Here is a 21,230-nt window from a genome sequence, read left to right on the forward strand (position 1 = left end):
ACTGGCGGCCTAGGCCACCAGCTCGCCAAACGCCTTGTCCCAGTAATCCGGGCCTTCGGCTTTGGCTTGAAGAATGATCGGGTTGCTGTCCTGCTCCTCGCGGATCACCGCGCGGTATCGGTCAGCCTGGAACTGGTGCATCGAACCGCCGTACTCGCCCTCCGTGGTCGACCAGGCGCCCGTTTCGAGCATCCGGTCGATGAAGACCTTGCCGGCTTCCTTGGCGTGCTTGCGCACTTTGGGGCCGAACTTGCGAACGGCCACCGAGACCTTGTCCTCGAAGATGAGCTGAAGTTCACCGTAAGGGTAGAACCGCGGCGCAACCGTGAGTTCGGCAGCCTGTCCGGCAATATAGTAAGCGATCATGTGGTCGATAAGGTCGGTCATCGTATGGCCCCTTGCCTCTGGTGGGTTCCCGGCACCAAGGCCGGGCTCCCGACTGCATAGGCAAAGGGACATGCCGGGTCGAAAGCTCGCTGGGCCGCACCGGCAATGATCGCCGATGCGGGGTGCGGCACGAATGCCGCCAGAAGAGCCCGACCCGCCAATCCCATCAGGCCAGCATCCCCACGAACTTTTCGAAGAGGTAGAAGCTGTCCCGCGGACCGGGGCTGGCTTCGGGGTGATACTGCACGCCGAAGGCCTTCTTGCCCTTGATCGAGATGCCGCAGTTCGAACCGTCGAACAGGGAGACGTGGGTCTCCTCCACGTTCTCCGGCAGGGTCTGGTTGTCGACCGCGAAGCCGTGGTTCATCGAGGTAATCTCGACGACGGCGTCGTCCAGGCGCTTCACCGGGTGGTTGGCGCCGCGATGGCCCTGGTGCATCTTCGAGGTCTTGGCGCCGGCCGCAAGGCCGAGCATCTGATGACCGAGGCAGATGCCGAAGATCGGCACGTCACGCTCCAGCAGCGAGCGGATCACGGGAACGGCGTATTCGCCGGTCGCCGCCGGGTCGCCCGGGCCGTTGGAGAGGAACACGCCCGCCGGCTCCAGCGCGAGGATCGCGTCGAGCGAGGTTTCGGCAGGCACCACGGTAACGCGTGCACCGGCCTTCACCAGGTTGCGGAAGATGTTGTCCTTGGCGCCGTAATCGATGGCAACGACATGCGGGAGAGCGTCGCCCTCCGCCGCACCGAAGCCTTCACCGAGTTCCCAGGTCGAGCCTTCCCAGCCCTCCTGGATTTCGCGGCTGACGATCTTGGCAAGGTCCATGCCTTCGAGGCCGGGCCATTCCTGGGCGCGCTGGATGAGCGCGGGAATGTCGAACTCGCCGTCCGGGTTATGGGCGACGACGGCGTTGGGTGCGCCTTGCAGGCGGATGCGGCGGGTGAGCGCGCGGGTATCGACGCCCGAAAGGCCCACCTTGCCCTTGAGCGCGAGCCAGTCGCCGAATTCACCGGCAGAGCGGAAGTTCGACGGCAGCGTCACGTCTTCGCGGACGACGCAGGCCACGGCGCCATCGACCCTGGATTCGAGATCCTCGTCGTTGACACCGACATTGCCGATGTGGGGGAACGTGAAAGTGACGATCTGGCCCGCGTAGGAGGGGTCGGTCATCACTTCCTGATATCCGGTCATCGCGGTGTTGAAGCAGACTTCGCCGACTGCTTCGCCGACGGCTCCAAAGCCGCGGCCCCAGACCACGTGTCCATCGCTCAGGACGAGAACGCCTGTCGCCCCTTCAGGTTTGGGCGCAAGCGTATATGCGGCGTCGGCCATGGTGGGTCGCTCCGTTTACGGCGTTTCTGACTATGTGTGCTAAGGGCTGCCCGCTAGAGAGGGTTGTGCACCGCGTCAAGGCGCGAGAGGTGCAATTTGGCGCGCGGCTTGCTAGTTTTGCGCCACGACACTTCCCCAAACCTATCAGAACAGCAGGAAAACAATGCTTCGTGATTCGATCAAGGCCGCCCAGATCACCGCGATGAAGGCGGGCGACAAGCCGCGTCTCGCCGCCGTGCGCCTCATCCTTGCCAAGATCAAGGACCGCGACATCGAACTGCGCACCGCCGATTCTCTTCCGGACGACGATGCCATGGTGATCGACGTGCTCCAGAAGATGGTGAAGCAGCGCCGCGAATCGATCCAGCTGTTCGAGGAAGGTGGCCGTCCCGAAAAGGCCGCCGACGAGAAGGCGGAACTGGAAGTGATCGAGACCTTCCTGCCCGCGCAGCTCTCCGAGGAAGAGACCAAGGCCCTGATCGAGGCCATCAAGGCCGAAGTCGGCGCCGAGAGCATGAAGGACATGGGCAAGGTCGTCGCCGCGCTGAAGGCGCGCCACGGCACCCAACTCGACATGGGTAAGGCTTCGGGCTGGGTAAAGGCGGCGCTGGCCTGACCTGACACGAAATCGGGCGGCAGGACCGTGCTTACTCCCCAATGGCTCGACCAGCTGCGCACGCGGGTAACGCTGTCTGCGCTGATCGGTCGCTCGACCCGCCTCACCAAGGCGGGGCGCGAGTTCAAGGCCTGCTGCCCGTTTCATAACGAGAAGTCTCCAAGCTTCACCGTCAACGACGAAAAGGGCTTCTATCACTGCTTTGGCTGCGGCGCACATGGAGATGCGATCCGCTGGATGACGGACCATCAGGGCCTGTCGTTCATGGACGCCGTCAAGGAACTGGCGGCCGAGGCGGGCATGGACGTCCCTGCCCCCGATCCGCGCGCGGCCAAGGCGGCGGAAAAGCGCGATACGCTTCATGACGTGATGGCCGCCGCGCAAGCCTGGTTCGTGCAGAACCTGTCCTCGCCCGGCGGAGAGGCAGCGCGCGCCTATCTCGGCACGCGTGGGTTCGATGCCCATACCCTCCAGCGCTTCGGCTTCGGCTTCGCGCCCGATGGGCGGCAGGCGATGAAGGAAGCGCTGGGCAAGTTCCCCGAGGCGATGCTGATCGAGGCGGGCCTGCGGATCGAGGTGGAGAACCGCGATCCCTACGACCGCTTCCGCGGCCGCCTCATGCTGCCGATCGAGGACGCGCGCGGCCGCGTCATCGCGTTCGGCGGGCGCATCCTCTCCAAGGAGAAAACGGATGCGCCTAAGTATCTGAACTCCCCGGACACGCCCCTCTTCGACAAGGGCCGCACGCTCTACAACCTCCACCGCGCCGCGCCTGCCGCGCGCCAGTCGGGCCGGATGGTGGTGGTGGAAGGCTATATGGACGTGGTCGCCATGGCGGCGGCCGGGATCGGCGAATGCGTTGCCCCGCTGGGCACGGCGCTGACCGAGCAGCAGATCGAGATGCTCTGGCGCCATGTCGAAATGCCCGTGCTCTGCTTCGACGGCGATGCGGCGGGCCAGCGCGCGGCGATGCGTGCCGTCACCCGCGCCCTGCCCCTGCTCCGCCCTGCCCATTCCCTGCGCATCGTGCGCCTGCCCGAAGGTCTTGACCCGGACGATCTCATCAAACAGCGCGGCGCCCGGGCCATGGAAGAGACACTCGGCGCGGCCAGAAGCCTGATCGAAGTGCTCTGGGAAGTGGAGCGCGACGCGCAGCCGCTGACCACGCCCGAGGACAAGGCCGGCCTCAAGGCCCGGCTGATGGCGCATGTCGATGCGATTCAACACCCGGATATCGCCAGTCTCTACCGGCGCGAATTGCAGGACCGCTATTCCGAATTCGCCTTTCCCAAGCGTGAAAGCCGCTGGCAGCAGGGTGGCGGCGGAGGCGGACAGTTCCGTGCAAGCCAGCCGCGCGGCGGTCGCGGGAACTTCCAGAACGGCCGCTGGCAACCCCAGGCCGAATCGACCCCCGAATCGCTCGAACGCCTGCGCCGGGCAACCGGCGGCGGCGCGCGGGATGCGCTCTCGGCCGCAGTGCTTGCCGGGCTTATTCAATGGCCTGCGCAGGTTCGGCGCCACGCCGAGGCACTGGCCCGCACCCCCGGGCTCGATCCGCGCTTCGGGTTGCTGCTCGATTGCTGTCAGGCCAGCGGCGCGCTTGAAAGCGACCACCTCGCCACCATATTGGTCGAGAATGGCCTGGAGATTCCCGGCACCGCAGAATACTCGGGATTGCGCTTCGGGTTCCTGAACACCGATACCGGCGCGGACCAGGCGGCAGAGGATCTGGCCCAGGCAATCGACCTCCTGGTAGAGCGTCCGGTTCTGGACGCGGCATTGGCTCAGGCAACGGCAAGGTTCGAAAGCGAGTTGTCTGAAGAGGCATTTGCCGATCAGCAGCGCCTGCTCAAGAGAAAGCTGGAATTTGATAGTCGGCTCAGGCAAATGGCGACAAGACAGGCGGCTTCTTCCTGACGGTATAATCGGGTTGAATGCACGGGGATAACGGCGAAGAATGAGCAAGAACGACAACACCGGCGGCGACGACGGGACCGACGCACCGCTGATCGACCTGAACGAAGGCGCGATCAAAAAGCTGATCGCCCGCGCCAAGCGCCGGGGTGTCATTACTTACGACGAACTGAACGAAGCTCTCCCGCAAGACCAGATGTCCTCCGAACAGATCGAGGACATCATGGCCGCCATTTCCGAAATGGGCATCAACATCGTCGAGAGCGATGAAGATTCCGAAGGCCAGCAGGAAGACGACGACCGCGACAACGAGGAGTCCGATTCGGACGACGTTTCGCCCCGCATGGTGGTCGATACCAAGAAGAAGGAAACGGTCGAGCGCACCGACGACCCTGTGCGCATGTACCTGCGCGAAATGGGCGCCGTCGAACTGCTCAGCCGCGAGGGCGAGATCGCCATCGCCAAGCGGATCGAAGCCGGCCGCGACATGATGATCCTGGGCCTCTGCGAGAGCCCGATCACGTTCCACGCCATCATCCAGTGGTCCGAAGCGCTCAACAACGGCGAGATGCAGCTGCGCGAGATCCTCGATCTCGACGCCATGCTCTCGAAGGAGCCCGCGCCGGAAAGCCTGTCCGAGGACGGTGAAGGCGACGACGACGGCGAGATCAGCGAAAAGACCGCCGGCCCCTCGTTCAAGGACGAGGACGAAGTCGAGGAAGAGTCCGGCGACGAAGTCGACGAGGACGGCAATCCGATCCCCAAGCGCGAAGCCGAGGAAGAGGAAGAGGACAACACCCTCAGCCTCGCCCAGATGGAAGCGGCCCTCAAGCCCGAAGCGCTTGAGAAGTTCATGCTCATCACCGAGCTGTTCCAGGCCTTCGAGCGCCTCCAGTCTGAGCGTCTCGACGCGCTGGCGCTGGGCATCGACTTCCCGGCCGCCAAGGAAGACCAGTACCAGCAGCTGCGCGAAGACCTGACCGCGCAGGTCGAATCGGTGAAGTTCCACGCGACGAAGATCGAATATCTCGTCGACAACCTCTACGCCTTCAACCGCCGCCTCACCACGCTGGGCGGCCAGATGCTGCGCCTGGCGGAGCGTCACAAGGTGAAGCGCGCCGACTTCCTTGAGACTTATGTCGGCCGCGAGCTGGACGACACCTGGCTCACCGACATGGCCAAGAAGGACAAGAAGTGGGCGGCCTTCGCCGAGGCCGAAGTCGATCCGGTCGAACGCATCCGCGCGGAAGTCTCGGACATCGCCGCCGCCACCGGCATGGCGCTTCCCGAGTTCCGCCGCATCGTCAACATGGTCCAGAAGGGCGAGCGCGAGGCGCGCATCGCCAAGAAGGAAATGGTCGAGGCGAACCTCCGCCTGGTGATCTCGATCGCCAAGAAGTACACGAACCGCGGCCTTCAGTTCCTGGATCTCATCCAGGAGGGCAACATCGGCCTGATGAAGGCGGTCGACAAGTTCGAGTACCGCCGCGGCTACAAGTTCTCGACTTATGCCACCTGGTGGATCCGTCAGGCGATCACGCGTTCGATCGCGGATCAGGCCCGCACGATCCGTATCCCGGTGCACATGATCGAGACGATCAACAAGCTGGTCCGCACCAGCCGCCAGTTCCTCCACGAGCAGGGCCGCGAGCCCACGCCCGAGGAAATGGCCGAGCGCCTGTCCATGCCGCTCGAAAAGGTCCGCAAGGTGATGAAGATCGCCAAGGAGCCGATCTCGCTCGAAACGCCGATCGGCGACGAGGAAGATTCGCACCTGGGCGATTTCATCCAGGATACGAACGCGATCATCCCGGTGGATGCGGCGATCCAGGCGAACCTCAAGGAAACGGTCACCCGCGTCCTTGCCTCGCTGACCCCGCGCGAGGAGCGCGTGCTGCGCATGCGCTTCGGCATCGGCATGAACACCGACCACACCCTTGAGGAAGTCGGCCAGCAGTTCTCGGTTACCCGCGAACGTATCCGCCAGATCGAGGCCAAGGCGCTGCGCAAGCTCAAGCACCCGAGCCGCAGCCGCAAGATGCGCTCGTTCCTCGATCAGTGAAAGCAGCGAAATTTCAAGGAAAAGCCCCGCCGAAGCGGGGCTTTTTTTGATCTTCGCCGGTTAACCTATCGTCCGCAAGGACGCTGGTCGACCACGTCGTAGCCCTTCGCCCGCGCCATGCAGGCATTGTTGAAAGTCTGGCGCTTACCGCGCTTCACCGCGCATACCGGTGCATATTCCCGCGTGCACATCGCCGGTTGCTCAGGGCGCGGCGGAGGCGGCCGATGGGGGCGGTCCGGTCCCGGCATGGTCTCCATGCATCCTGCCATCACCAGAATACCGGCCATACCCAATGTCGACAGCACAATACGCTTCACGGTCGCTCTCCCTTCAGCGGGTCAAAACCGCCACGAGGCTGCCCGCAGCTTGCGGTAATCGCAAGACTACAGTCTTTCCTCATCCGGAATAACCCTTAGCCCTTCACCCCGAGCTTACGAACCTGGTCGTAGGCCGCCACGCTTGCTGCCGGGGCGTCCCACCGCACCCAGAGCGCGATCCCGATCGCCAGCACCAGCAGCGCCGCGGCCGCCCCACGCGCCGCCCCTTTTGGCAGCGGCCGCCTTAGCGGCACGAGCACCGGCACCGCCATCAGCAGCGGCACCAGGCAAACCATCGGAACGACCGGCCCCACCGCCTGCATCAGCGAATAGCCCAGGAGCAGCGCATAGCCCGTCACCAGGGCCGCAACGATCACGCTCGCAAGGACCGGGTCGCGCCTCGGCATCGCGCCACGCAGCAAGGCGACCACGCCGCCCAGCAGCAAGGGCACGGTCAGGACATAGGCCGCCGTCGGCGCGAAAACCTGGAACGCCGCTCCGGCCAGCCAGACCGGCAGGACCAGCCCCACCTCGCCCGATGCCGAATCGGGCCGCTGCCAGAGCAACGCCAGCCCCACCGCGAGCGAACCGCACAAGGCCACCGCCTGAAGCCTCGGGATCGCCGCCAGCCGGTCGTAATAGTTCACCGGACCGTCCGCTCCGGACACCAGGTTCAGCGCCCAGAGCAACCCGCCGGTGAGCACGACAAAGGTCAGCATCCGCACTGCCCCGCCCACCAGCGCGGGAGGATCGGGCCGCCGCATGGCCATCATGCCATAGCCCGCGAAAGCCACCGCCAGCATCGCCCAGCCCCACCGCGGCGCATAATGGAGCACGAACAGGCCGAAGACATCGAAGAACACGATATCCGGCGCCTGCCGCGGCAGTTCCGAGGTTTGCGTCAAGGCGCGCGCCAGTCCCAGGGTCTGCTCGCCCATCTGCTGAAGCGCGCCGCGATCAAGGTTCTGCGCGGTCGCCAGCGGCGAGTGATAGAGCCCGGGCCTGCCGATGAAGGCGAAGTTCCAGGCGGTGTAGCCGCGCGGCAGGGCGACGCTCAGGTCGGTGTCGTTGGGCAGAATGCTGTAGATGAACGTCGCCAGCGAAGTGCCCGCCGGATGCGGCGCGGAAGCCGCCCAGATCCGCGCCGCTTCGCCGTTCAGCGCGGAAGTCTGGAACAGATTGGCCTTCCCGCCGCCCCCACGCGTCTCCAGATTCACGATCGCGCCGATCCGCCCTGCCTCGCCCGCCTCGGCAAAGAACATCTTCGCCCCGTTCAGCCCGGCTTCCTCGCCATCGGTCAGGATCACCAGCACATCGCGTTTCCGGTCGCGATCGAGCGAAAGCGCGCGCACCGTTTCGAGAATCGAGGCCACACCCGCGCCGTCGTCCGCCGCTGCCGGAGAGCCCCAGACGCTGTCGTAATGGGCCATCAGCGCCACGGCCGGGAGATTCGGCTCCTTGCCGCGCAGCAGCCCCAGCACATTGACCAGCGGAATGCGCTGCGCCTTCGCCCCGCTGCGCCGGTTGAGCGCCGCGCGTGCGCCTTCCGGAAACTGCCCGTCCTGCGTACGCACGGTCAGCCCCAATCCGCCCAGGCGCTGCATCAGATAACCGCGCAAGGCCGCGTGTTCGTCCGAGCCGCTGGGATGCGGCGCGCGGGCAATGCGCTCGATATCGCCCATGGCCCGCATGGCCGAGAATTCCGCGGGCGGCGCGGAAACCGGCGCGGGGCGCGGCGGTGTCGTGCCCAGGATGGCGAGCACGATGGCCAGAAGGATCGCCGCCATCAGCCACTTGCCGTTTTTCATGCGATCCTCCTGAAATTCCGGTAACATTCCCCGTGCACAATGCCACTTCCCTCACGGGGAACCAGTCCCTTTCGAATCCGTTCGCGCGCAAGACTCGCAATGCGACGAAGTCACGACTAAGGGGAGGCGCAACGAATCTCCGCATCAGGACAGGCAGCCCGATCCCATGCGCATTGCGATTGCTTCAGACCACGCCGCCATCGACCTCAAGGCGACCCTGCGTGAATACCTTATCGAGCAAGGCCACGAAGTCGCCGACCTCGGCCCGGACACCGCAGACCGTGTCGACTATCCCGACTACGGCTACAAGCTGGCCTCCGTCGTTGCCGACGGTACGGTCCAGTTCGGCGTCGCGCTTTGCGGCTCGGGCATCGGCATCTCGATTGCCGTGAACCGCGATCCCGCCTGCCGCTGCGCGCTCGTATCCGAGCCGCTTTCGGCCGCTCTCGCACGTGAGCACAATGACGCCAACGTCATCGCCATGGGCGCGCGCCTGACCGGCGAAGACATGGCCAAGGCCTGCCTCGATGCCTTCCTTTCGGCCGAGTTCGGTGGCGGACGCCACGCGGGCCGCGTCGAAAAGCTTTCCAACCCCGTCTTCTGAAACGGAGAAACCCGAACATGACTGTAGATACCGCCATCCGTTCCGCCGGTTTCTTCACTGACGGCGTTGCCCAGAGCGACCCCGCCGTCGCCAAGGCCATAGGCCACGAACTCAGCCGCGAGCGCAAGCAGATCGAACTGATCGCCTCGGAAAACATCGTTTCCAAGGCCGTGCTGGAAGCCCAGGGCTCGGTGCTGACCAACAAGTACGCCGAAGGCTATCCCGGCAAGCGCTACTACCAGGGTTGCGAGCCTTCGGACGAAGTGGAAACGCTCGCCATCGAACGCGCGAAGCAGCTGTTCGACTGCGGTTTCGCCAACGTCCAGCCCCACTCGGGCGCGCAGGCCAACGGCGCCGTGCTCCTCGCCACCGTGAAGCCGGGCGACACCATCATGGGCATGAGCCTCGATGCCGGCGGCCACCTTACCCACGGCGCGCGCGCCGCGCTTTCGGGCAAGTGGTTCAAAGCCGTGCAGTACGGCGTGACCAAGGACACCCACCTGATCGACTACGATGAGGTCGAGGCCCTGGCCAAGGAGCACCAGCCCAAGCTGATCATCGCCGGCGGCTCCGCCTATCCGCGCGTGATCGACTTCAAGCGCATGCGCGAAATCGCCGATGCCGTGGGCGCGCTGTTCCAGGTGGACATGGCGCACTTCGCAGGTCTGGTCGCCGCTGGCCTGCACCCCTCGCCGTTCCCGCACGCGCACATCGCCACCACCACCACGCACAAGACGCTGCGCGGGCCCCGTGGCGGCATGATCCTCACCAATGACGAGGCGCTCGCCAAGAAGATCAACTCGGCGGTGTTCCCCGGCCTTCAGGGCGGCCCGCTGATGCACGTCGTCGCCGCCAAGGCCGTGGCCTTCGGTGAAGCGCTGCGTCCAGAGTTCAAGGACTACGCCGCGCGCGTGATCGAGAATGCGCAGGTCCTCGCGGCAACGCTCAAGGCACGCGGCGCGGCGATCGTCTCGGGCGGCACCGACACGCACCTCGCGCTGATCGACCTTTCCCCGCTGGGCGTGACCGGCAAGGACGCGGACGAGGCGCTGGAACGTGCGGGCATCACCTGCAACAAGAACGGCATCCCCTTCGATCCGCTGCCGCCGATGAAGACCAGCGGCATCCGCGTCGGTTCGCCGGCCGGTACCACGCGCGGTTTCGGCCCGGAAGAATTCCGCGAAATCGGCAACATGGTCGCCGACGTGCTCGACGGCCTTGCCAAGTGCGGCGAAGCGGGCGACGCTCAGGTGGAGCAGAACGTGCGTGCGCGCGTTGAAGCGCTGTGCGATCGATTCCCGATCTACGAGGACTGATTTCAGGAGCCCCAGTGCCATGACCGACCCGAACCGCCCCAACGACACCGGTGATTTCATGTCCGACGCCCGCCATGAGCTGGCCGGAATGCTTCAGGATGGCATGGGCCATCCCTCCACCAAGCCGGTCTTGATCTGGGGCGCGGCGGGTGCGGTCGCGGCCGCCGTGCTGCCGTTCGTGTCTATCCCGCTCGGCCTTGCGGTCGGTGCGGGATACCAGTTCTACAAGCGCGTGCGCCCCTGAAAGTCTCTCAAGTTTTGAAAGTAGCTGACTGAATGCGCTGTCCTTTTTGCGCTCACGACGATTCCCAGGTCAAGGACAGCCGCCCGACCGAGGACAATACCGCGATCCGCCGCCGCCGCCAGTGTTCCAGCTGCGGCGCGCGGTTCACGACTTTCGAACGTGTGCAGCTTCGCGAAATCACCGTGGTGAAAAGCGACGACACCCGCGAACCGTTCGACCGCGCGAAGATCGAGCAGTCGGCCACGCTCGCCTGCCGCAAGCGCGGAATCGAGCGCGAGAAGATCGACCAACTGGTCTCGGGCGTGCAGCGCCAGGTCGAGACCCTGGGGGAATCGGAAGTCTCCTCGCGCGAGATCGGGGAAATGGTGATGGAAGGCCTGCGCCAGCTCGATTCCGTTGCCTATATCCGCTTCGCCTCGGTCTACCGCGCCTTCAACGAAGCGCGTGACTTCGAGGAATTTGCCGGAACAGTCCGCGATGTCGCGGGTCCGGGCGCCATGGAAGGCAGCAAGAATGACTGACGTGAACAAGCCGGTCGTCGTGCTGGTCCGCCCGCAACTGGGCGAGAACATCGGCAAGGCCGCGCGCGCCATGCTGAATTTCGGCCTCGTGGAAATGCGCCTCGTCTCCCCGCGCGACGGGTGGCCCAATCCCTCGGCCGGTCCGGCGGCGGCAGGCGCCGACGTTGTCCTGGAGCAAGCGGAAGTCTTCGAGACGCTGGCCGAAGCCGTGGCAGACTGCGCCAATGTCTACGCCACCACCGTGCGCAAGCGCGGCGTCACCAAGCCCGTCGTCACCCCCGAGCAGGCCGCGCGTGAAATCCACGCTGCAGCGGAAGCCACCGGCGCCCGCTCGGCCTATGTCTTCGGGCCGGAGCGCTCGGGCCTGGAGACCGAGGACGTCGCGCTCGCCCGCGCGATCCTGACGGTGCCGATCAATCCCGAGTTCGCCTCGCTCAATCTGGCGCAGGCGGTTATTCTCTGCGCTTACGAATGGTCAAAGGGCGCCGCGGCGTCCGGCGAACTCGCGCAGCCCACGCAGGAGGAATTGCTCCCCCCTGCCCCGCAAGACGAATTGGAAGGCCTCATCGGCCACTTCGAGCAATTGCTCGAACCCAAGAACTATTTCTGGCCCGAAACGCGTGCGGCAGCCAACCGGCTGACCTTGCGCAACCTTCTCACGAAGCCGGGCTGGAATCACCTCGAAGTGCGCACCCTTCGCGGTGTGCTCTCTGCCCTCGGAAACAAGCGTCGCCCGCGAGATTGATTTTTTGCCCGGCTGTCGCCGGGTAGCGGCACCGGCCCTCTCCCCCACCCGACCTCCCAACAGGGTACACTCGCGGGAGGTCGGCTGGGGGAGAGGGCCGGTGCCGCTACAATCCGCTGCTGCGGATTGTCCAAAAACGCCATCTCGCTTGACATTCCTGCCCGAGCCCGTATGGGGCACCCCTTCACATGGCGCCTGCCTTCTTGACAGGTCTGTCCATTCGGCCCCGCACCCCGGTGAAGCGGCGGCCGCATTCCGCATATTAGGCGGAATGGTGCGCCCCGGGAAAACATGGACCGCTTCCACCGTGGCAGCGGCAGCAGAAAAGGAGAACGACTTATGTCGAAGCGTAAAAGCGCCAAGTACAAACTCGACCGCCGCATGGGCGAGAACATCTGGGGTCGCCCGAAGAGCTCGGTCAACCGCCGCAGCTACGGCCCTGGCCAGCACGGCCAGCGCCGCAAGGGCAAGCTGTCTGACTACGGTCTGCAGCTCCGCGCCAAGCAGAAGCTCAAGGGCTACTACGGCGACGTGACCGAGAAGCAGTTCAAGGCTACCTACCAGGAAGCCTCGCGCATGAAGGGCGACACCGGCCAGAACCTGATCGGCCTGCTCGAGCAGCGCCTGGACATGGTCGTGTACCGTTCGAAGTTCGCGCCCACCATCTTTGCGGCTCGCCAGATCGTTTCGCACGGCCACATCCGCGTCAACGGCGTGAAGTGCAACATCGCTTCGCGTCGCGTGAAGGTCGGCGACGTCATCAGCCTGGGCAACAAGGCCAAGGAAATGGCGCTGATCATCGAAGCCCAGAACCTGCCCGAGCGTGAAGTCCCCGACTACGTCGCTCAGGACGGCACCGACAAGGTGACCTTCGTTCGCGTTCCCTCGCTGGACGAAGTGCCCTATCCGGTGAAGATGGAACCGAACCTGGTCGTCGAGTTCTACTCGCGCTAAGTTTCGGGCCTATCGGCCAGAAATAGGAAGGGCGGCTCCCTCGCGGAGCCGCCCTTTTTGTTGCCCTGCGCAGTCTTATCGTTGCTGCGCCAAAACGCTGAAAAACCGCGCCGAATCGTTGGTTCTGTCAGGGAACGGACATGGAACTTGTGCATTAGACCTGCATCATGTCCCGATATCGTTTCATCACTCCCAATCGCACTGGCAAATGGTACCCCGACCTCGAAACCGCCAAGCAGTTCGCGGCCGAGATCGGTGCCGGATTCCTCGATTCCAGAACCGGACGCTTTGTGACGTACGTCGGCACCAAGCTAGAGATCGGCGCCCTTCATGAGGACCTCGAAGAAGGCCTGGAGGCCGCCTGATCTAGGGCGGTGAGTATGCGGCCTTTGGGCCTCGCTGACAGCCTTGGATCGGTGGCGCCCGGTTATTCCGGATACTCGAAGCCGCGTCCGCGCGATGCGCCACCAACGCAGTGCCGTCTGCCAACGCGATGCGATCTTCGCAAAATGTGATGGCCCTCGCTGATACTATGTCGGTTGCCCAATACACATCGTCATTGCGAGCGTAGCGAAGCAATCCAGAGTCGCGCAGAGCCGCCCCTGGATTGCTTCGCTACGCTCGCAATGACGAAGGATGTGTGGCGGCTTAGGAGAGCGACGAATTGGGTTGGCCTCTTGGGATTAGCCCCGGAACATCACCTCCGCCTCGCCCCAAGCTCCCATCATGCCGGAAGGAGACCGGCACGCCCCTTTCAGGCTACCCGTCGCGTCCGCCGAAATAATCGCGGCGGAAATCGGCCGCGAACTGCGCGAAAGTGCCTGCGGCGATGGCGTCGCGCATGCCCTGCATGAGCTGCTGGTAGAACGAGATATTGTGCTCGGTCATCATCATGGCGCCGAGGATCTCGCCGGACTTGACGAGGTGGTAGAGGTAAGCCCGGCTGTAGGTCCCGCAAGTCGGGCACTTGCAGCGCTCGTCCAGCGGATTGTTGTCCTCGGCATGGCGGGCATTGCGCAAGTTCAGCGGGCCGTTCCAGGTGAAGGCCTGGCCATTGCGCCCCGAGCGGCTGGGCAGGACGCAATCGAACATGTCGACCCCGCGCTCCACGGCGCCCACCAGATCGTCTGGCTTGCCCACGCCCATGAGGTAACGCGGGCGGTCGGCGGGAAGCTGGCCCGGTGCGAATTCCAGCGTGGAGAACATCGCCTCCTGCCCTTCGCCCACGGCAAGACCGCCGATGGCATAGCCGTCGAAACCGATGTCGGTGAGCGCATCGGCGCTCGCCTTGCGCAGACCTTCGTCGAGCGCGCCCTGCTGGATGCCGAACAGCGCCGAATTGGCCGCATGCTCGCCGCCGCTGTCGAAACCGTCGCGGCTGCGCTTCGCCCAGCGCATCGACATTTCCATCGAGCGCGCGATCACGTCGCGCGGCTGGTCGATCTTCGGGCACTCGTCGAAGCACATGACGATGTCCGAGCCGAGCAGACGCTGGATCTCCATCGAGCGCTCGGGCGTCAGCAAGTGGCGCGATCCGTCGAGGTGGCTGGCGAAGGTCACGCCGTTCTCCGTGATCTTGCGCAGATCCGAGAGGCTCATGACCTGATAGCCGCCGCTGTCCGTCAGGATCGGGCGATCCCAGTTCATGAACTTGTGCAACCCGCCAAGCCGCGCGACACGCTCTGCGCCGGGGCGCAGCATGAGGTGGTAGGTATTGCCCAGGATGATGTCGGCGCCGGTGGCGCGCACGTCCTGCGGCTTCATCGCCTTCACGGTGGCAGCGGTACCCACCGGCATGAAGGCGGGCGTGCGGATTTCGCCGCGACGCATCTTGATGACGCCGGTGCGGGCCTTGCCGTCGGTGGCGTGGATGGAGAATTCGAAACGGGGGTTCATGCGCCGCCCGTTACAGCCTTCAGAAGCCGTAGACCAGTGAGAAGCGCGAGATGGTGTCGGTCCGCAGCGATCCGTCCGGCGGCGAGGTTTCATGCTCGATCGAATAGGACATCCGCGCCTTCAGCCCTTTGGCCATGCCTGCTTCCAGGCCGGTGGCCGAGGTGAAGGTACTGTTGCCGGTCTCGATGTAGGACGAGGCATCCTGGGTCAGCTTGATCGTCGGCCCGACCTGCCAGTCGAAATCGATCGATGTCAGTCCCGACCATGTCGTTTCCTGCGGCACGGTTACGTAGCGCGTGCGGCGAAGCGCCGGTCCGACTTCCAGCGAGAGCGTCACATTGTCGCGCTTCAGGACGCGGTAGCCGAGACCGCCGGACAGCGAGTAACGGTCGAGGAAGCCCTGGATCCGGTCCTTTTCGTATTGCACGCGGCCATATGTGAAGAGGCCGTCGTTCAGCGTGTAGCGCGGCTGGTAGCTGGCCCCGTACTGTTCGCGCGAAACGACCCCGCGGTCCTTCTGATAGTCGGCATTGAGCTGCACGGTGTGCTGCCAGTTGAGCCCCTTGCGATCGAGCTTGACCGCGCCGGTATAGCCGAAATTGCTGGTATTGCCGGTCGCGCGGAAGGCACCGAGTTCGACCTTGCCGGTCCACAGCTCCAGCAGCGCGGCGCGGCGGATGCGCTCCCTTTCGGCGTTCGCCTTGTCCGCGATCTCCTGGGCGTTCGCATCCAGGAACGCCTGGTGGATCGCGCGGATCTCGTCCTTGTCATAAGGCTGCGTGGCAAGCGCGGCCTTCACCACGGCACCGACAACGGCGGAATCCTTGGTCTTGACCGCCGCTTCGAGCATCGATTTCACATTGCCCGGCAGGCGAGGCGGCGACACGGCGATGTAAGGCGGCGGAGCGACATAGTCCGGCAGTTCGAGGCGCACCGGCAGTTCCTCGACGGGGAACAGCGGCACCAGTTCCAGCTCGGGGAAAGTCTCGAAATGATAGGGCTGAAACTGAACCGACAGGGGTTCCTGGGCCTGCGCCGAGACGGCGATGAACAGAGCAGGCACACTAAAACAAACAGCCGAACGCATTGTCATGTCACGATATTACCGATTCAGGCGCGCAGGCGCCACCCCGTGCGGAAGATCCAGGCGATGAAGCTGATGCACAGCGCCAGGAAGCCCAGCGTCATGCCCAGCGACAGGCCGATCGGGAAATCGGAACTGCCATAGAAGCACCAGCGCAGTCCGTTGACCAAATAGACGACCGGATTTGCCATCGCCACCGACCGCCAGGGCTCGGGGAGCAGGTCGATGGAGTAGAAGGTGCCGCCCAGGAATGTCAGCGGCACGATGAACAGCACCGGAACGATGCCCAGCTTTTCGAAACTGTCCGCCCAGATGCCCAGGATGAAGCCGAACAGCGAGAAGCTCGCCGAAACCAGCAGGATGAAGCCCAGCGCATAGAACGGATGGGCCACCGTATAGTCGACGAAGAACGTGGCGGTGGTGAGGATGATGGCGGCCAGGATCAGCGACTTGGTGGCCGCTGCACCCACGAAGCCGATCAGCGTCTCGGCCACGCCGACGGGCGCCGAAAGCAGCTCGTAGATCGCGCCGGTGAAGCGCGGCATGTAGATGCCGAAGCTGCCGTTCGAGGTACTTTCGCTGAGCAGGGTCAGCAGCAGCAGGCCCGGCACGATGAAGGCGCCGTAGTTCACCCCGGCCATGCCCGAATCCATCTTGCTGCCGATCGCCGCGCCGAACACGACGAAGTAGAGCACGGTCGTCAGCACCGGCCCGAGGATCGACTGCATGGCCGTGCGCAGGGCCCGCATGACCTCGCGCTTGTAGATGGTCCAGGTGCTGCGTGCGTTGAAGGCGATCATGCCGCCGCTCCTTCCAGAAGGTCGACGAAGATGTCTTCGAGGCTCGATTCGCGAATGTCGATGGCGGTATAGTCGATGCCGTTCGCGACCAGGTCCTTGGTCAGCTGCGCCACTTGCGCCTTGCCGCCGCCCGAACCGTCGCCGCCGCGATAGACCAGTTCCAGCCCGTCGTCCGCGAGCGTGAGGTTGTAGTCCGCCAGGGCCGCGGGGATGGCGGGCAGCGGCACGGGAAGGCCGATATGCGCCTCGGTTCGGCCCAGCCGCTTCATCAGCGAGCGGGTGTCCTCGACCATGCGAATGCTGCCGGCCTGGATGATCCCGACGCGGTCGGCCATCTCCTCGGCCTCTTCGATATAGTGCGTGGTGAGGATGATCGTGGTGCCGCGGTCACGGAGTTGGGCGATCTGCGCCCACATGTCGCGTCGCAGTTCCACGTCGACGCCGGCGGTCGGCTCGTCCAGGAACAGCAGGTCCGGTTCGTGCGCCAGCGCCTTGGCGATCAACACGCGCCGCTTCATGCCGCCGGAAAGCGCGCGGATCTGCGACTTGCGCTTGTCCCACAGGCTGAGCGCGCGCAGGATTTCCTCGATCCGCGCGGCATCGGGCGCCAGCCCGAACAGCCCGCGCGAATAGTTGACGGAATGGAGGACCGTCTCGAACATGTCGGTCGCCAGTTCCTGCGGCACCAGACCGATGCGGGCACGCAATGCGCGCCAGCCGTGAGTCATGTCCTCTCCGAAAGCGCGGATCGTCCCGCTGCTCGGTCGGACCAGACCGCAGACGGCGCCGATCAGCGTGGTCTTACCGGCACCATTGGGGCCGAGCAGAGCGAAGATCTCGCCCTTGTTGATCGTGAGGTCCACGCCCTGGAGCGCGGTGAAGCCCCCGGCGTAAGTCTTGGTCAGGCCGCTGATTTCGAGAATGGGTTCCATGGAGCGCGTGATGCGCGAAACCGGTGACAGTTCCAAGTCCCCTCAGGGTAAAAGTAGACTGGAATCTCCGTAGGAATAGAAGCGGTAACCCTCGCTGATGGCATGGACGTAGACTTCCTGCATCCGCTCCAGTCCCATCAGCGCCGAGACCAGCATGAACAGCGTGGATTTCGGCAAGTGGAAGTTGGTCATCAGCCCGTCGATCGCCTTGAAGCGGTAGCCGGGGGTGATGAAGATCGCGGTATCGCCTTCGAAGGGACGAATCACATCGTCCTCCCCGGTCGCGCTTTCGAGCAGGCGCAGGCTGGTGGTGCCGACCGCGATGACCCGGCCGCCCGCCGCGCGCGCGGCGTTGAGACGGTTCGCAGTCTCTGCGTCGATCCGGCCCCATTCGGCATGCATGCGGTGGTCCGCGGTCTCCTCGGCCTTGACCGGCAGGAAGGTCCCCGCGCCGACATGGAGCGTGAGCGTCTCGCGCTTCACGCCTGCCGCATCCAGCCGCTCGATGAGTTCGGGCGTGAAATGCAGCGCCGCGGTAGGCGCCGCGACGGCGCCCTTTTCGCGCGCGAACATGGTCTGGTAGTCGCTGGCGTCCTGCTCGTCGGTCTCGCGCTTGCCGGCGATATAGGGCGGCAGCGGCATGCGCCCTGCCCTTTCGAGCAGGACTTCGACGGGCTCGTCGCCTTCGAAGTGCAAGGTCCAGCTGCCGTCATCGTGCCGTTCTTCGGCAAGTGCCGTGACGTCGGCAGGAAATTCGATGCGGTCGCCGGCTTTCAGGCGCTTGGCATTGCGGACGAAAGCCTGCCAGCGGCGCAAGTCCATGCGCTTGTGCAGGGTGGCGCCGATCCGCGCTTCTCCGCGGCGCCCTTCGAGCTGGGCGGGAATGACGCGGGTGTCGTTGAAGACCAGGACGTCGCCGGCCCGCAGTTCGCCGGGAAGATCGCGCACGACGCGTTCGGCCATCGGGCCTGCATCGCGCCCCTGCACCACCAGCATCCGCGCCGAATCGCGAGGACGTGCAGGACGCAGGGCGATGTTCTCAGCCGGAAGGTCGAAGTCGAAAAGGTCAACGCGCATGGAGCGCCCTCTAGGGGCGCTCACACGCGGCGTCATCCATTTTTCGCGTCAGGTCAGTTCGACTTCGACTTGCTGAGCTGGTCGGCCGTGATCGACTGCGGCGCCGGAGCGACCGGAGCAACCGGCGGCGGTGCCTTGTGCTCGGAAGCCAGCGAAGCCTGGACGATCTTCGTCGGGTTCTGCGGCGGCTCGCCGCGCTGGATCGCGTCGACGTACTGCATGCCCGAAATCACGCGACCGAAGTTCGTGTACTTACGGTCCAGCGAGAAGCGCGGGTAGAACACGATGAAGAACTGGCTGTTGGCGCTGTTCGGCTCGTTGGTGCGGGCCATCGAGACGGTGCCGCGAACATGCGGCATCGCGTTGAATTCGGCGGTGAGGTCGGGAAGCTGCGAGCCGCCCTGCCCGGTGCCCGTCGGATCACCAGTCTGCGCCATGAAGCCGTCGATCACGCGGTGGAAGATCTGGCCGTTGTAGAAGCCCTGCGCCGCCAGCGTCTTGACCCGCTCGACGTGATGCGGCGCCCATTCCGGCATGAGCCGAATGGCGACGCGGCCGCCGTCCGAGAGATCGAGCAGGAGCACGTTCTCGGGCTGGTGCGTGACGTCGGGATCGACGAAAGTGGGCAGCGCTGCCACCGGCGGCGTCGGGGTCGGATCTTCCTTCTTCTTGGCCAGAGCAGGCGTAGCCGCCAGCGCCAGGCCGATCATCGTCGCGGTAAGGGTCAGGCGAAACGTCATCGAATACTCACAGGAAGGAAGCCGTTCAGGCCAGGGGCGATAGTGCCCCGCTGCTGACGTGACAATGAATGAATTTGTCGCAAGGACCGCGTGGAGGGTTCTGCGAGGTTCTCAGTAGTCGCCGAGGAGACCGTTGCGGGAGACTCTCGCCATCACGTCCTCGCGCACGGCGGGGCTCACGAACTTGGCGATTTCCCCGCCGAACATGGCGATTTCCTTGACCAGCTTGGAGGCGATCGGCTGGAGGCTGACGTCCGCCATCAGGAACACCGTCTCGATGGAGGGATTGAGCTGCTGGTTCATGCCCGCCATCTGGTACTCGTACTCGAAGTCCGCGACGGCGCGCAGCCCCCTCACGATGACGCTGGCCCCCTGCTTCTGCGCGAACTTCATCAGCAGCGCGTTGAAGCCTACCACGGTGACGTTCTCGATCCCCAGCGCCGCCACTTCGCGCTCGACCATGGCCATGCGTTCTTCGGGCGTGAACAGCGGATTCTTCGAAGGGTTCGTCGTCACGCCGATAATCAGGCGGTCGACCAGCTTGGCGCCGCGCCGGATGATATCGGCATGGCCCAGCGTGATGGGATCGAAAGTGCCGGGATAGACCCCGATACGTTCACCAAGGCTCATCAATGATCCCTCTCGATGATATAGCGCGCCACGGCACGCAGCAGGTCGGCTTCCTTGCCGTGCTGCGCCAGGTGGCCGATAGCCTGTTCGACCAGCATGCGGGCCTGTTCGCGGGCGCGGTCCGGGCCGAGCAGCGAGACGAACGTCTCCTTGCCCGCCGTGGCGTCCTTGCCCACGGCCTTGCCGGCGACGGAAGCGTCGCCCTCATGATCGATGAGGTCGTCCGCGATCTGGAAGGCGAGGCCGATGTCCCGCGCGTAGCCGCGCAAGTGGGCGCGACCTTCCGGCGGCAGGCGCCCGAGGATAGCCCCCATCTCCACCGCCGCGCCCAGCAGCGCGCCGGTCTTGAGCTGCTGCAGCCGCGTGACGGTCTGGAGATCGAATTCGCTGGTCTCGGCCACGAGGTCCATCATCTGCCCGCCGGCCATGCCCTGCGCACCGCTGGCATGACCCAGCGCCTGCACGAGTTCGATGCGGGTGAAGGGATCCGCGCTCGTGGCCGGATCGCCCAGCACCTCGAAAGCGAAGGCATGGAGCGAGTCGCCCGCCAGCACGGCCGTGGCCTCGTCGAAGGCGAGATGAAGCGTGGGCTTGCCGTGGCGCAGGGCGTCATCGTCCATGCACGGCAGGTCGTCATGGATCAGCGAATAGACATGGATCGATTCGATGGCGATGGCTGCGCGAATCGCCGCCTCGCGCACGACGCCGTACATTTCCGCGACCCCGGCCAGCAGCAGCGGCCGCAAACGCTTGCCGCCGCCGATCGCGGCGTAGCGCATGGCCTCCACCAGCCGTGCCCGGGCATCGTCGGGAACCGGCAACAGCGCATCGAAGGCGCCGTCGATTTCCTCGGCTATGCGGGCGAGGCCTTCGGAAAGGATCGGATCGGTCACGGCGACCTCACTCACGAATCAGCGATCCGCCGCGTCGAACGGCTGGGTTCCTGCCGGAGCCCCGTCCGGCCCGGCGACGATGCGCTCGATCCGTGCCTGCGCGGCATCGAGCCGCTTCTGGCAATGCTGGCGCAGCGCTTCGCCGCGTTCGTAGAGCGTGATCGAGTCGTCGAGCGGCACATCGCCGCTTTCGAGGCGACGCACCACGTCCTCCAGCGCACGCAGCGCATCTTCGAAACTCATGCCCGCAATATCCGGGCCGGCACTATTGGGGGCGCCAATTTCAGCACTGTTCTCAGTCATGCCCACCGCAATGGAGCGGCCGCGTTCGGCGGTCAAGGCGGGACTGGGGGACGG

General features: G+C 65.0%; 23 protein-coding genes. 10 read left to right on the forward strand and 13 right to left on the reverse strand.

Features of this window, described 5'->3' with window-relative positions; all coding sequences use genetic code 11:
- Positions 1-9: 9 nt before the first annotated feature.
- Positions 10-387, reverse strand: a complete 378-nt coding sequence (locus tag EDF58_RS04115) for a hypothetical protein (protein WP_132262897.1) — start codon at positions 385-387, stop codon at positions 10-12.
- Between the two features lie 166 nt (positions 388-553).
- A complete protein-coding gene (gene carA, locus EDF58_RS04120; protein WP_132262899.1) occupies positions 554-1,720 on the reverse strand; it encodes a glutamine-hydrolyzing carbamoyl-phosphate synthase small subunit in 1,167 nt (388 codons plus the stop codon).
- Positions 1,721-1,883: 163 nt separating this feature from the next.
- Between carA and EDF58_RS04125 the strand changes: the two genes are divergently transcribed.
- Genes EDF58_RS04125 through rpoD form a run of 3 tightly spaced genes read left to right on the forward strand, consistent with a single transcriptional unit; the run spans position 1,884 to position 6,312 of the window.
- Positions 1,884-2,336: a GatB/YqeY domain-containing protein gene (locus tag EDF58_RS04125; RefSeq protein WP_132262901.1), complete on the forward strand. Its 453-nt coding sequence runs from the start codon at positions 1,884-1,886 to the stop codon at positions 2,334-2,336.
- A gap of 27 nt (positions 2,337-2,363) precedes the next feature.
- On the forward strand, positions 2,364-4,253 hold the full coding sequence (gene dnaG / locus EDF58_RS04130; protein ID WP_132262902.1) for a DNA primase: 1,890 nt from the start codon (positions 2,364-2,366) through the stop codon (positions 4,251-4,253).
- Positions 4,254-4,293: 40 nt separating this feature from the next.
- Complete coding sequence (rpoD, locus tag EDF58_RS04135; protein WP_132262904.1) at positions 4,294-6,312, forward strand: RNA polymerase sigma factor RpoD; 2,019 nt, start codon at positions 4,294-4,296, stop codon at positions 6,310-6,312.
- A 65-nt stretch (positions 6,313-6,377) separates the two neighbouring features.
- Here the strand turns inward: rpoD and EDF58_RS04140 are convergent, their stop codons facing one another.
- Both EDF58_RS04140 and EDF58_RS04145 read right to left on the reverse strand, forming a co-directional pair.
- On the reverse strand, positions 6,378-6,629 hold the full coding sequence (locus EDF58_RS04140) for a hypothetical protein (RefSeq protein WP_132262905.1): 252 nt from the start codon (positions 6,627-6,629) through the stop codon (positions 6,378-6,380).
- Positions 6,630-6,724: 95 nt separating this feature from the next.
- A complete protein-coding gene (locus tag EDF58_RS04145) occupies positions 6,725-8,437 on the reverse strand; it encodes a M28 family peptidase (RefSeq protein ID WP_165921329.1) in 1,713 nt (570 codons plus the stop codon).
- A 166-nt stretch (positions 8,438-8,603) separates the two neighbouring features.
- On the opposite strand from EDF58_RS04145, the gene rpiB reads away from it, so the two are divergent.
- From rpiB to EDF58_RS04180, 7 genes are all read left to right on the forward strand, one after another.
- Entirely contained in the window at positions 8,604-9,041 is a 438-nt protein-coding gene (gene rpiB, locus EDF58_RS04150; RefSeq protein WP_132262908.1) for a ribose 5-phosphate isomerase B, read from the forward strand.
- 17 nt (positions 9,042-9,058) lie between these two features.
- Complete coding sequence (glyA, locus tag EDF58_RS04155) at positions 9,059-10,357, forward strand: serine hydroxymethyltransferase (protein ID WP_132262910.1); 1,299 nt, start codon at positions 9,059-9,061, stop codon at positions 10,355-10,357.
- Positions 10,358-10,376: 19 nt separating this feature from the next.
- Positions 10,377-10,601, forward strand: a complete 225-nt coding sequence (locus EDF58_RS04160; protein WP_132262912.1) for a hypothetical protein — start codon at positions 10,377-10,379, stop codon at positions 10,599-10,601.
- A 32-nt stretch (positions 10,602-10,633) separates the two neighbouring features.
- Entirely contained in the window at positions 10,634-11,122 is a 489-nt protein-coding gene (nrdR, locus tag EDF58_RS04165) for a transcriptional regulator NrdR (RefSeq protein WP_132262913.1), read from the forward strand.
- A complete protein-coding gene (locus EDF58_RS04170; RefSeq protein WP_132262915.1) occupies positions 11,115-11,867 on the forward strand; it encodes an RNA methyltransferase in 753 nt (250 codons plus the stop codon). Before nrdR ends, EDF58_RS04170 begins: the two co-directional genes overlap by 8 nt.
- A gap of 339 nt (positions 11,868-12,206) precedes the next feature.
- A complete protein-coding gene (gene rpsD, locus EDF58_RS04175) occupies positions 12,207-12,821 on the forward strand; it encodes a 30S ribosomal protein S4 (RefSeq protein ID WP_021235709.1) in 615 nt (204 codons plus the stop codon).
- Positions 12,822-12,988: 167 nt separating this feature from the next.
- Complete coding sequence (locus tag EDF58_RS04180; RefSeq protein ID WP_132262917.1) at positions 12,989-13,186, forward strand: hypothetical protein; 198 nt, start codon at positions 12,989-12,991, stop codon at positions 13,184-13,186.
- A gap of 394 nt (positions 13,187-13,580) precedes the next feature.
- Here EDF58_RS04180 and tgt read toward each other — a convergent pair whose 3' ends face one another.
- The 9 genes from tgt to EDF58_RS04225 all read right to left on the reverse strand — a co-directional run bounded on the left by tgt (position 13,581) and on the right by EDF58_RS04225 (position 21,176).
- Entirely contained in the window at positions 13,581-14,717 is a 1,137-nt protein-coding gene (gene tgt, locus EDF58_RS04185) for a tRNA guanosine(34) transglycosylase Tgt (protein WP_132262918.1), read from the reverse strand.
- Between the two features lie 19 nt (positions 14,718-14,736).
- On the reverse strand, positions 14,737-15,780 hold the full coding sequence (locus EDF58_RS04190) for a DUF481 domain-containing protein (protein WP_243654065.1): 1,044 nt from the start codon (positions 15,778-15,780) through the stop codon (positions 14,737-14,739).
- Positions 15,781-15,827: 47 nt separating this feature from the next.
- Entirely contained in the window at positions 15,828-16,601 is a 774-nt protein-coding gene (locus tag EDF58_RS04195) for an ABC transporter permease (protein ID WP_132262921.1), read from the reverse strand.
- Positions 16,598-17,533 carry an ABC transporter ATP-binding protein gene (locus EDF58_RS04200; RefSeq protein ID WP_132262923.1) on the reverse strand — a complete coding sequence of 312 codons (936 nt, stop codon included), beginning with the start codon at positions 17,531-17,533 and terminating at the stop codon, positions 16,598-16,600. The genes EDF58_RS04195 and EDF58_RS04200 overlap by 4 nt, the downstream gene beginning before the upstream one ends.
- A gap of 42 nt (positions 17,534-17,575) precedes the next feature.
- Positions 17,576-18,610, reverse strand: coding sequence for a tRNA preQ1(34) S-adenosylmethionine ribosyltransferase-isomerase QueA (gene queA, locus EDF58_RS04205; protein ID WP_132262925.1), 1,035 nt, complete (start codon positions 18,608-18,610; stop codon positions 17,576-17,578).
- 53 nt (positions 18,611-18,663) lie between these two features.
- Positions 18,664-19,350 carry a peptidylprolyl isomerase gene (locus tag EDF58_RS04210; RefSeq protein WP_132262927.1) on the reverse strand — a complete coding sequence of 229 codons (687 nt, stop codon included), beginning with the start codon at positions 19,348-19,350 and terminating at the stop codon, positions 18,664-18,666.
- Between the two features lie 111 nt (positions 19,351-19,461).
- Positions 19,462-19,980, reverse strand: a complete 519-nt coding sequence (gene coaD, locus EDF58_RS04215; RefSeq protein ID WP_132262929.1) for a pantetheine-phosphate adenylyltransferase — start codon at positions 19,978-19,980, stop codon at positions 19,462-19,464.
- Entirely contained in the window at positions 19,980-20,888 is a 909-nt protein-coding gene (locus EDF58_RS04220) for a farnesyl diphosphate synthase (RefSeq protein ID WP_132262930.1), read from the reverse strand. Before EDF58_RS04220 ends, coaD begins: the two co-directional genes overlap by 1 nt.
- Positions 20,889-20,891: 3 nt before the next feature.
- A complete protein-coding gene (locus EDF58_RS04225; RefSeq protein ID WP_132264115.1) occupies positions 20,892-21,176 on the reverse strand; it encodes an exodeoxyribonuclease VII small subunit in 285 nt (94 codons plus the stop codon).
- Positions 21,177-21,230: the final 54 nt, after the last annotated feature.

It is taken from the genome of Novosphingobium sp. PhB57, from assembly GCF_004342985.1.
Classification (GTDB): Bacteria; Pseudomonadota; Alphaproteobacteria; order Sphingomonadales; family Sphingomonadaceae; genus Novosphingobium.

Coding starts and splice junctions, on each gene's coding strand:
- EDF58_RS04115 (WP_132262897.1), bottom strand. CDS start 387: ATGACCGACCTTATCGACCACATGATCGCTTACTATATTGCCGGACAG.
- carA (WP_132262899.1), bottom strand. CDS start 1,720: ATGGCCGACGCCGCATATACGCTTGCGCCCAAACCTGAAGGGGCGACA.
- EDF58_RS04125 (WP_132262901.1), top strand. CDS start 1,884: ATGCTTCGTGATTCGATCAAGGCCGCCCAGATCACCGCGATGAAGGCG.
- rpoD (WP_132262904.1), top strand. CDS start 4,294: ATGAGCAAGAACGACAACACCGGCGGCGACGACGGGACCGACGCACCG.
- EDF58_RS04145 (WP_165921329.1), bottom strand. CDS start 8,437: ATGAAAAACGGCAAGTGGCTGATGGCGGCGATCCTTCTGGCCATCGTG.
- rpiB (WP_132262908.1), top strand. CDS start 8,604: ATGCGCATTGCGATTGCTTCAGACCACGCCGCCATCGACCTCAAGGCG.
- glyA (WP_132262910.1), top strand. CDS start 9,059: ATGACTGTAGATACCGCCATCCGTTCCGCCGGTTTCTTCACTGACGGC.
- EDF58_RS04160 (WP_132262912.1), top strand. CDS start 10,377: ATGACCGACCCGAACCGCCCCAACGACACCGGTGATTTCATGTCCGAC.
- nrdR (WP_132262913.1), top strand. CDS start 10,634: ATGCGCTGTCCTTTTTGCGCTCACGACGATTCCCAGGTCAAGGACAGC.
- EDF58_RS04170 (WP_132262915.1), top strand. CDS start 11,115: ATGACTGACGTGAACAAGCCGGTCGTCGTGCTGGTCCGCCCGCAACTG.
- rpsD (WP_021235709.1), top strand. CDS start 12,207: ATGTCGAAGCGTAAAAGCGCCAAGTACAAACTCGACCGCCGCATGGGC.
- EDF58_RS04180 (WP_132262917.1), top strand. CDS start 12,989: ATGTCCCGATATCGTTTCATCACTCCCAATCGCACTGGCAAATGGTAC.
- tgt (WP_132262918.1), bottom strand. CDS start 14,717: ATGAACCCCCGTTTCGAATTCTCCATCCACGCCACCGACGGCAAGGCC.
- EDF58_RS04195 (WP_132262921.1), bottom strand. CDS start 16,601: ATGATCGCCTTCAACGCACGCAGCACCTGGACCATCTACAAGCGCGAG.
- EDF58_RS04200 (WP_132262923.1), bottom strand. CDS start 17,533: ATGGAACCCATTCTCGAAATCAGCGGCCTGACCAAGACTTACGCCGGG.
- queA (WP_132262925.1), bottom strand. CDS start 18,610: ATGCGCGTTGACCTTTTCGACTTCGACCTTCCGGCTGAGAACATCGCC.
- EDF58_RS04210 (WP_132262927.1), bottom strand. CDS start 19,350: ATGACGTTTCGCCTGACCCTTACCGCGACGATGATCGGCCTGGCGCTG.
- coaD (WP_132262929.1), bottom strand. CDS start 19,980: ATGAGCCTTGGTGAACGTATCGGGGTCTATCCCGGCACTTTCGATCCC.
- EDF58_RS04225 (WP_132264115.1), bottom strand. CDS start 21,176: ATGACTGAGAACAGTGCTGAAATTGGCGCCCCCAATAGTGCCGGCCCG.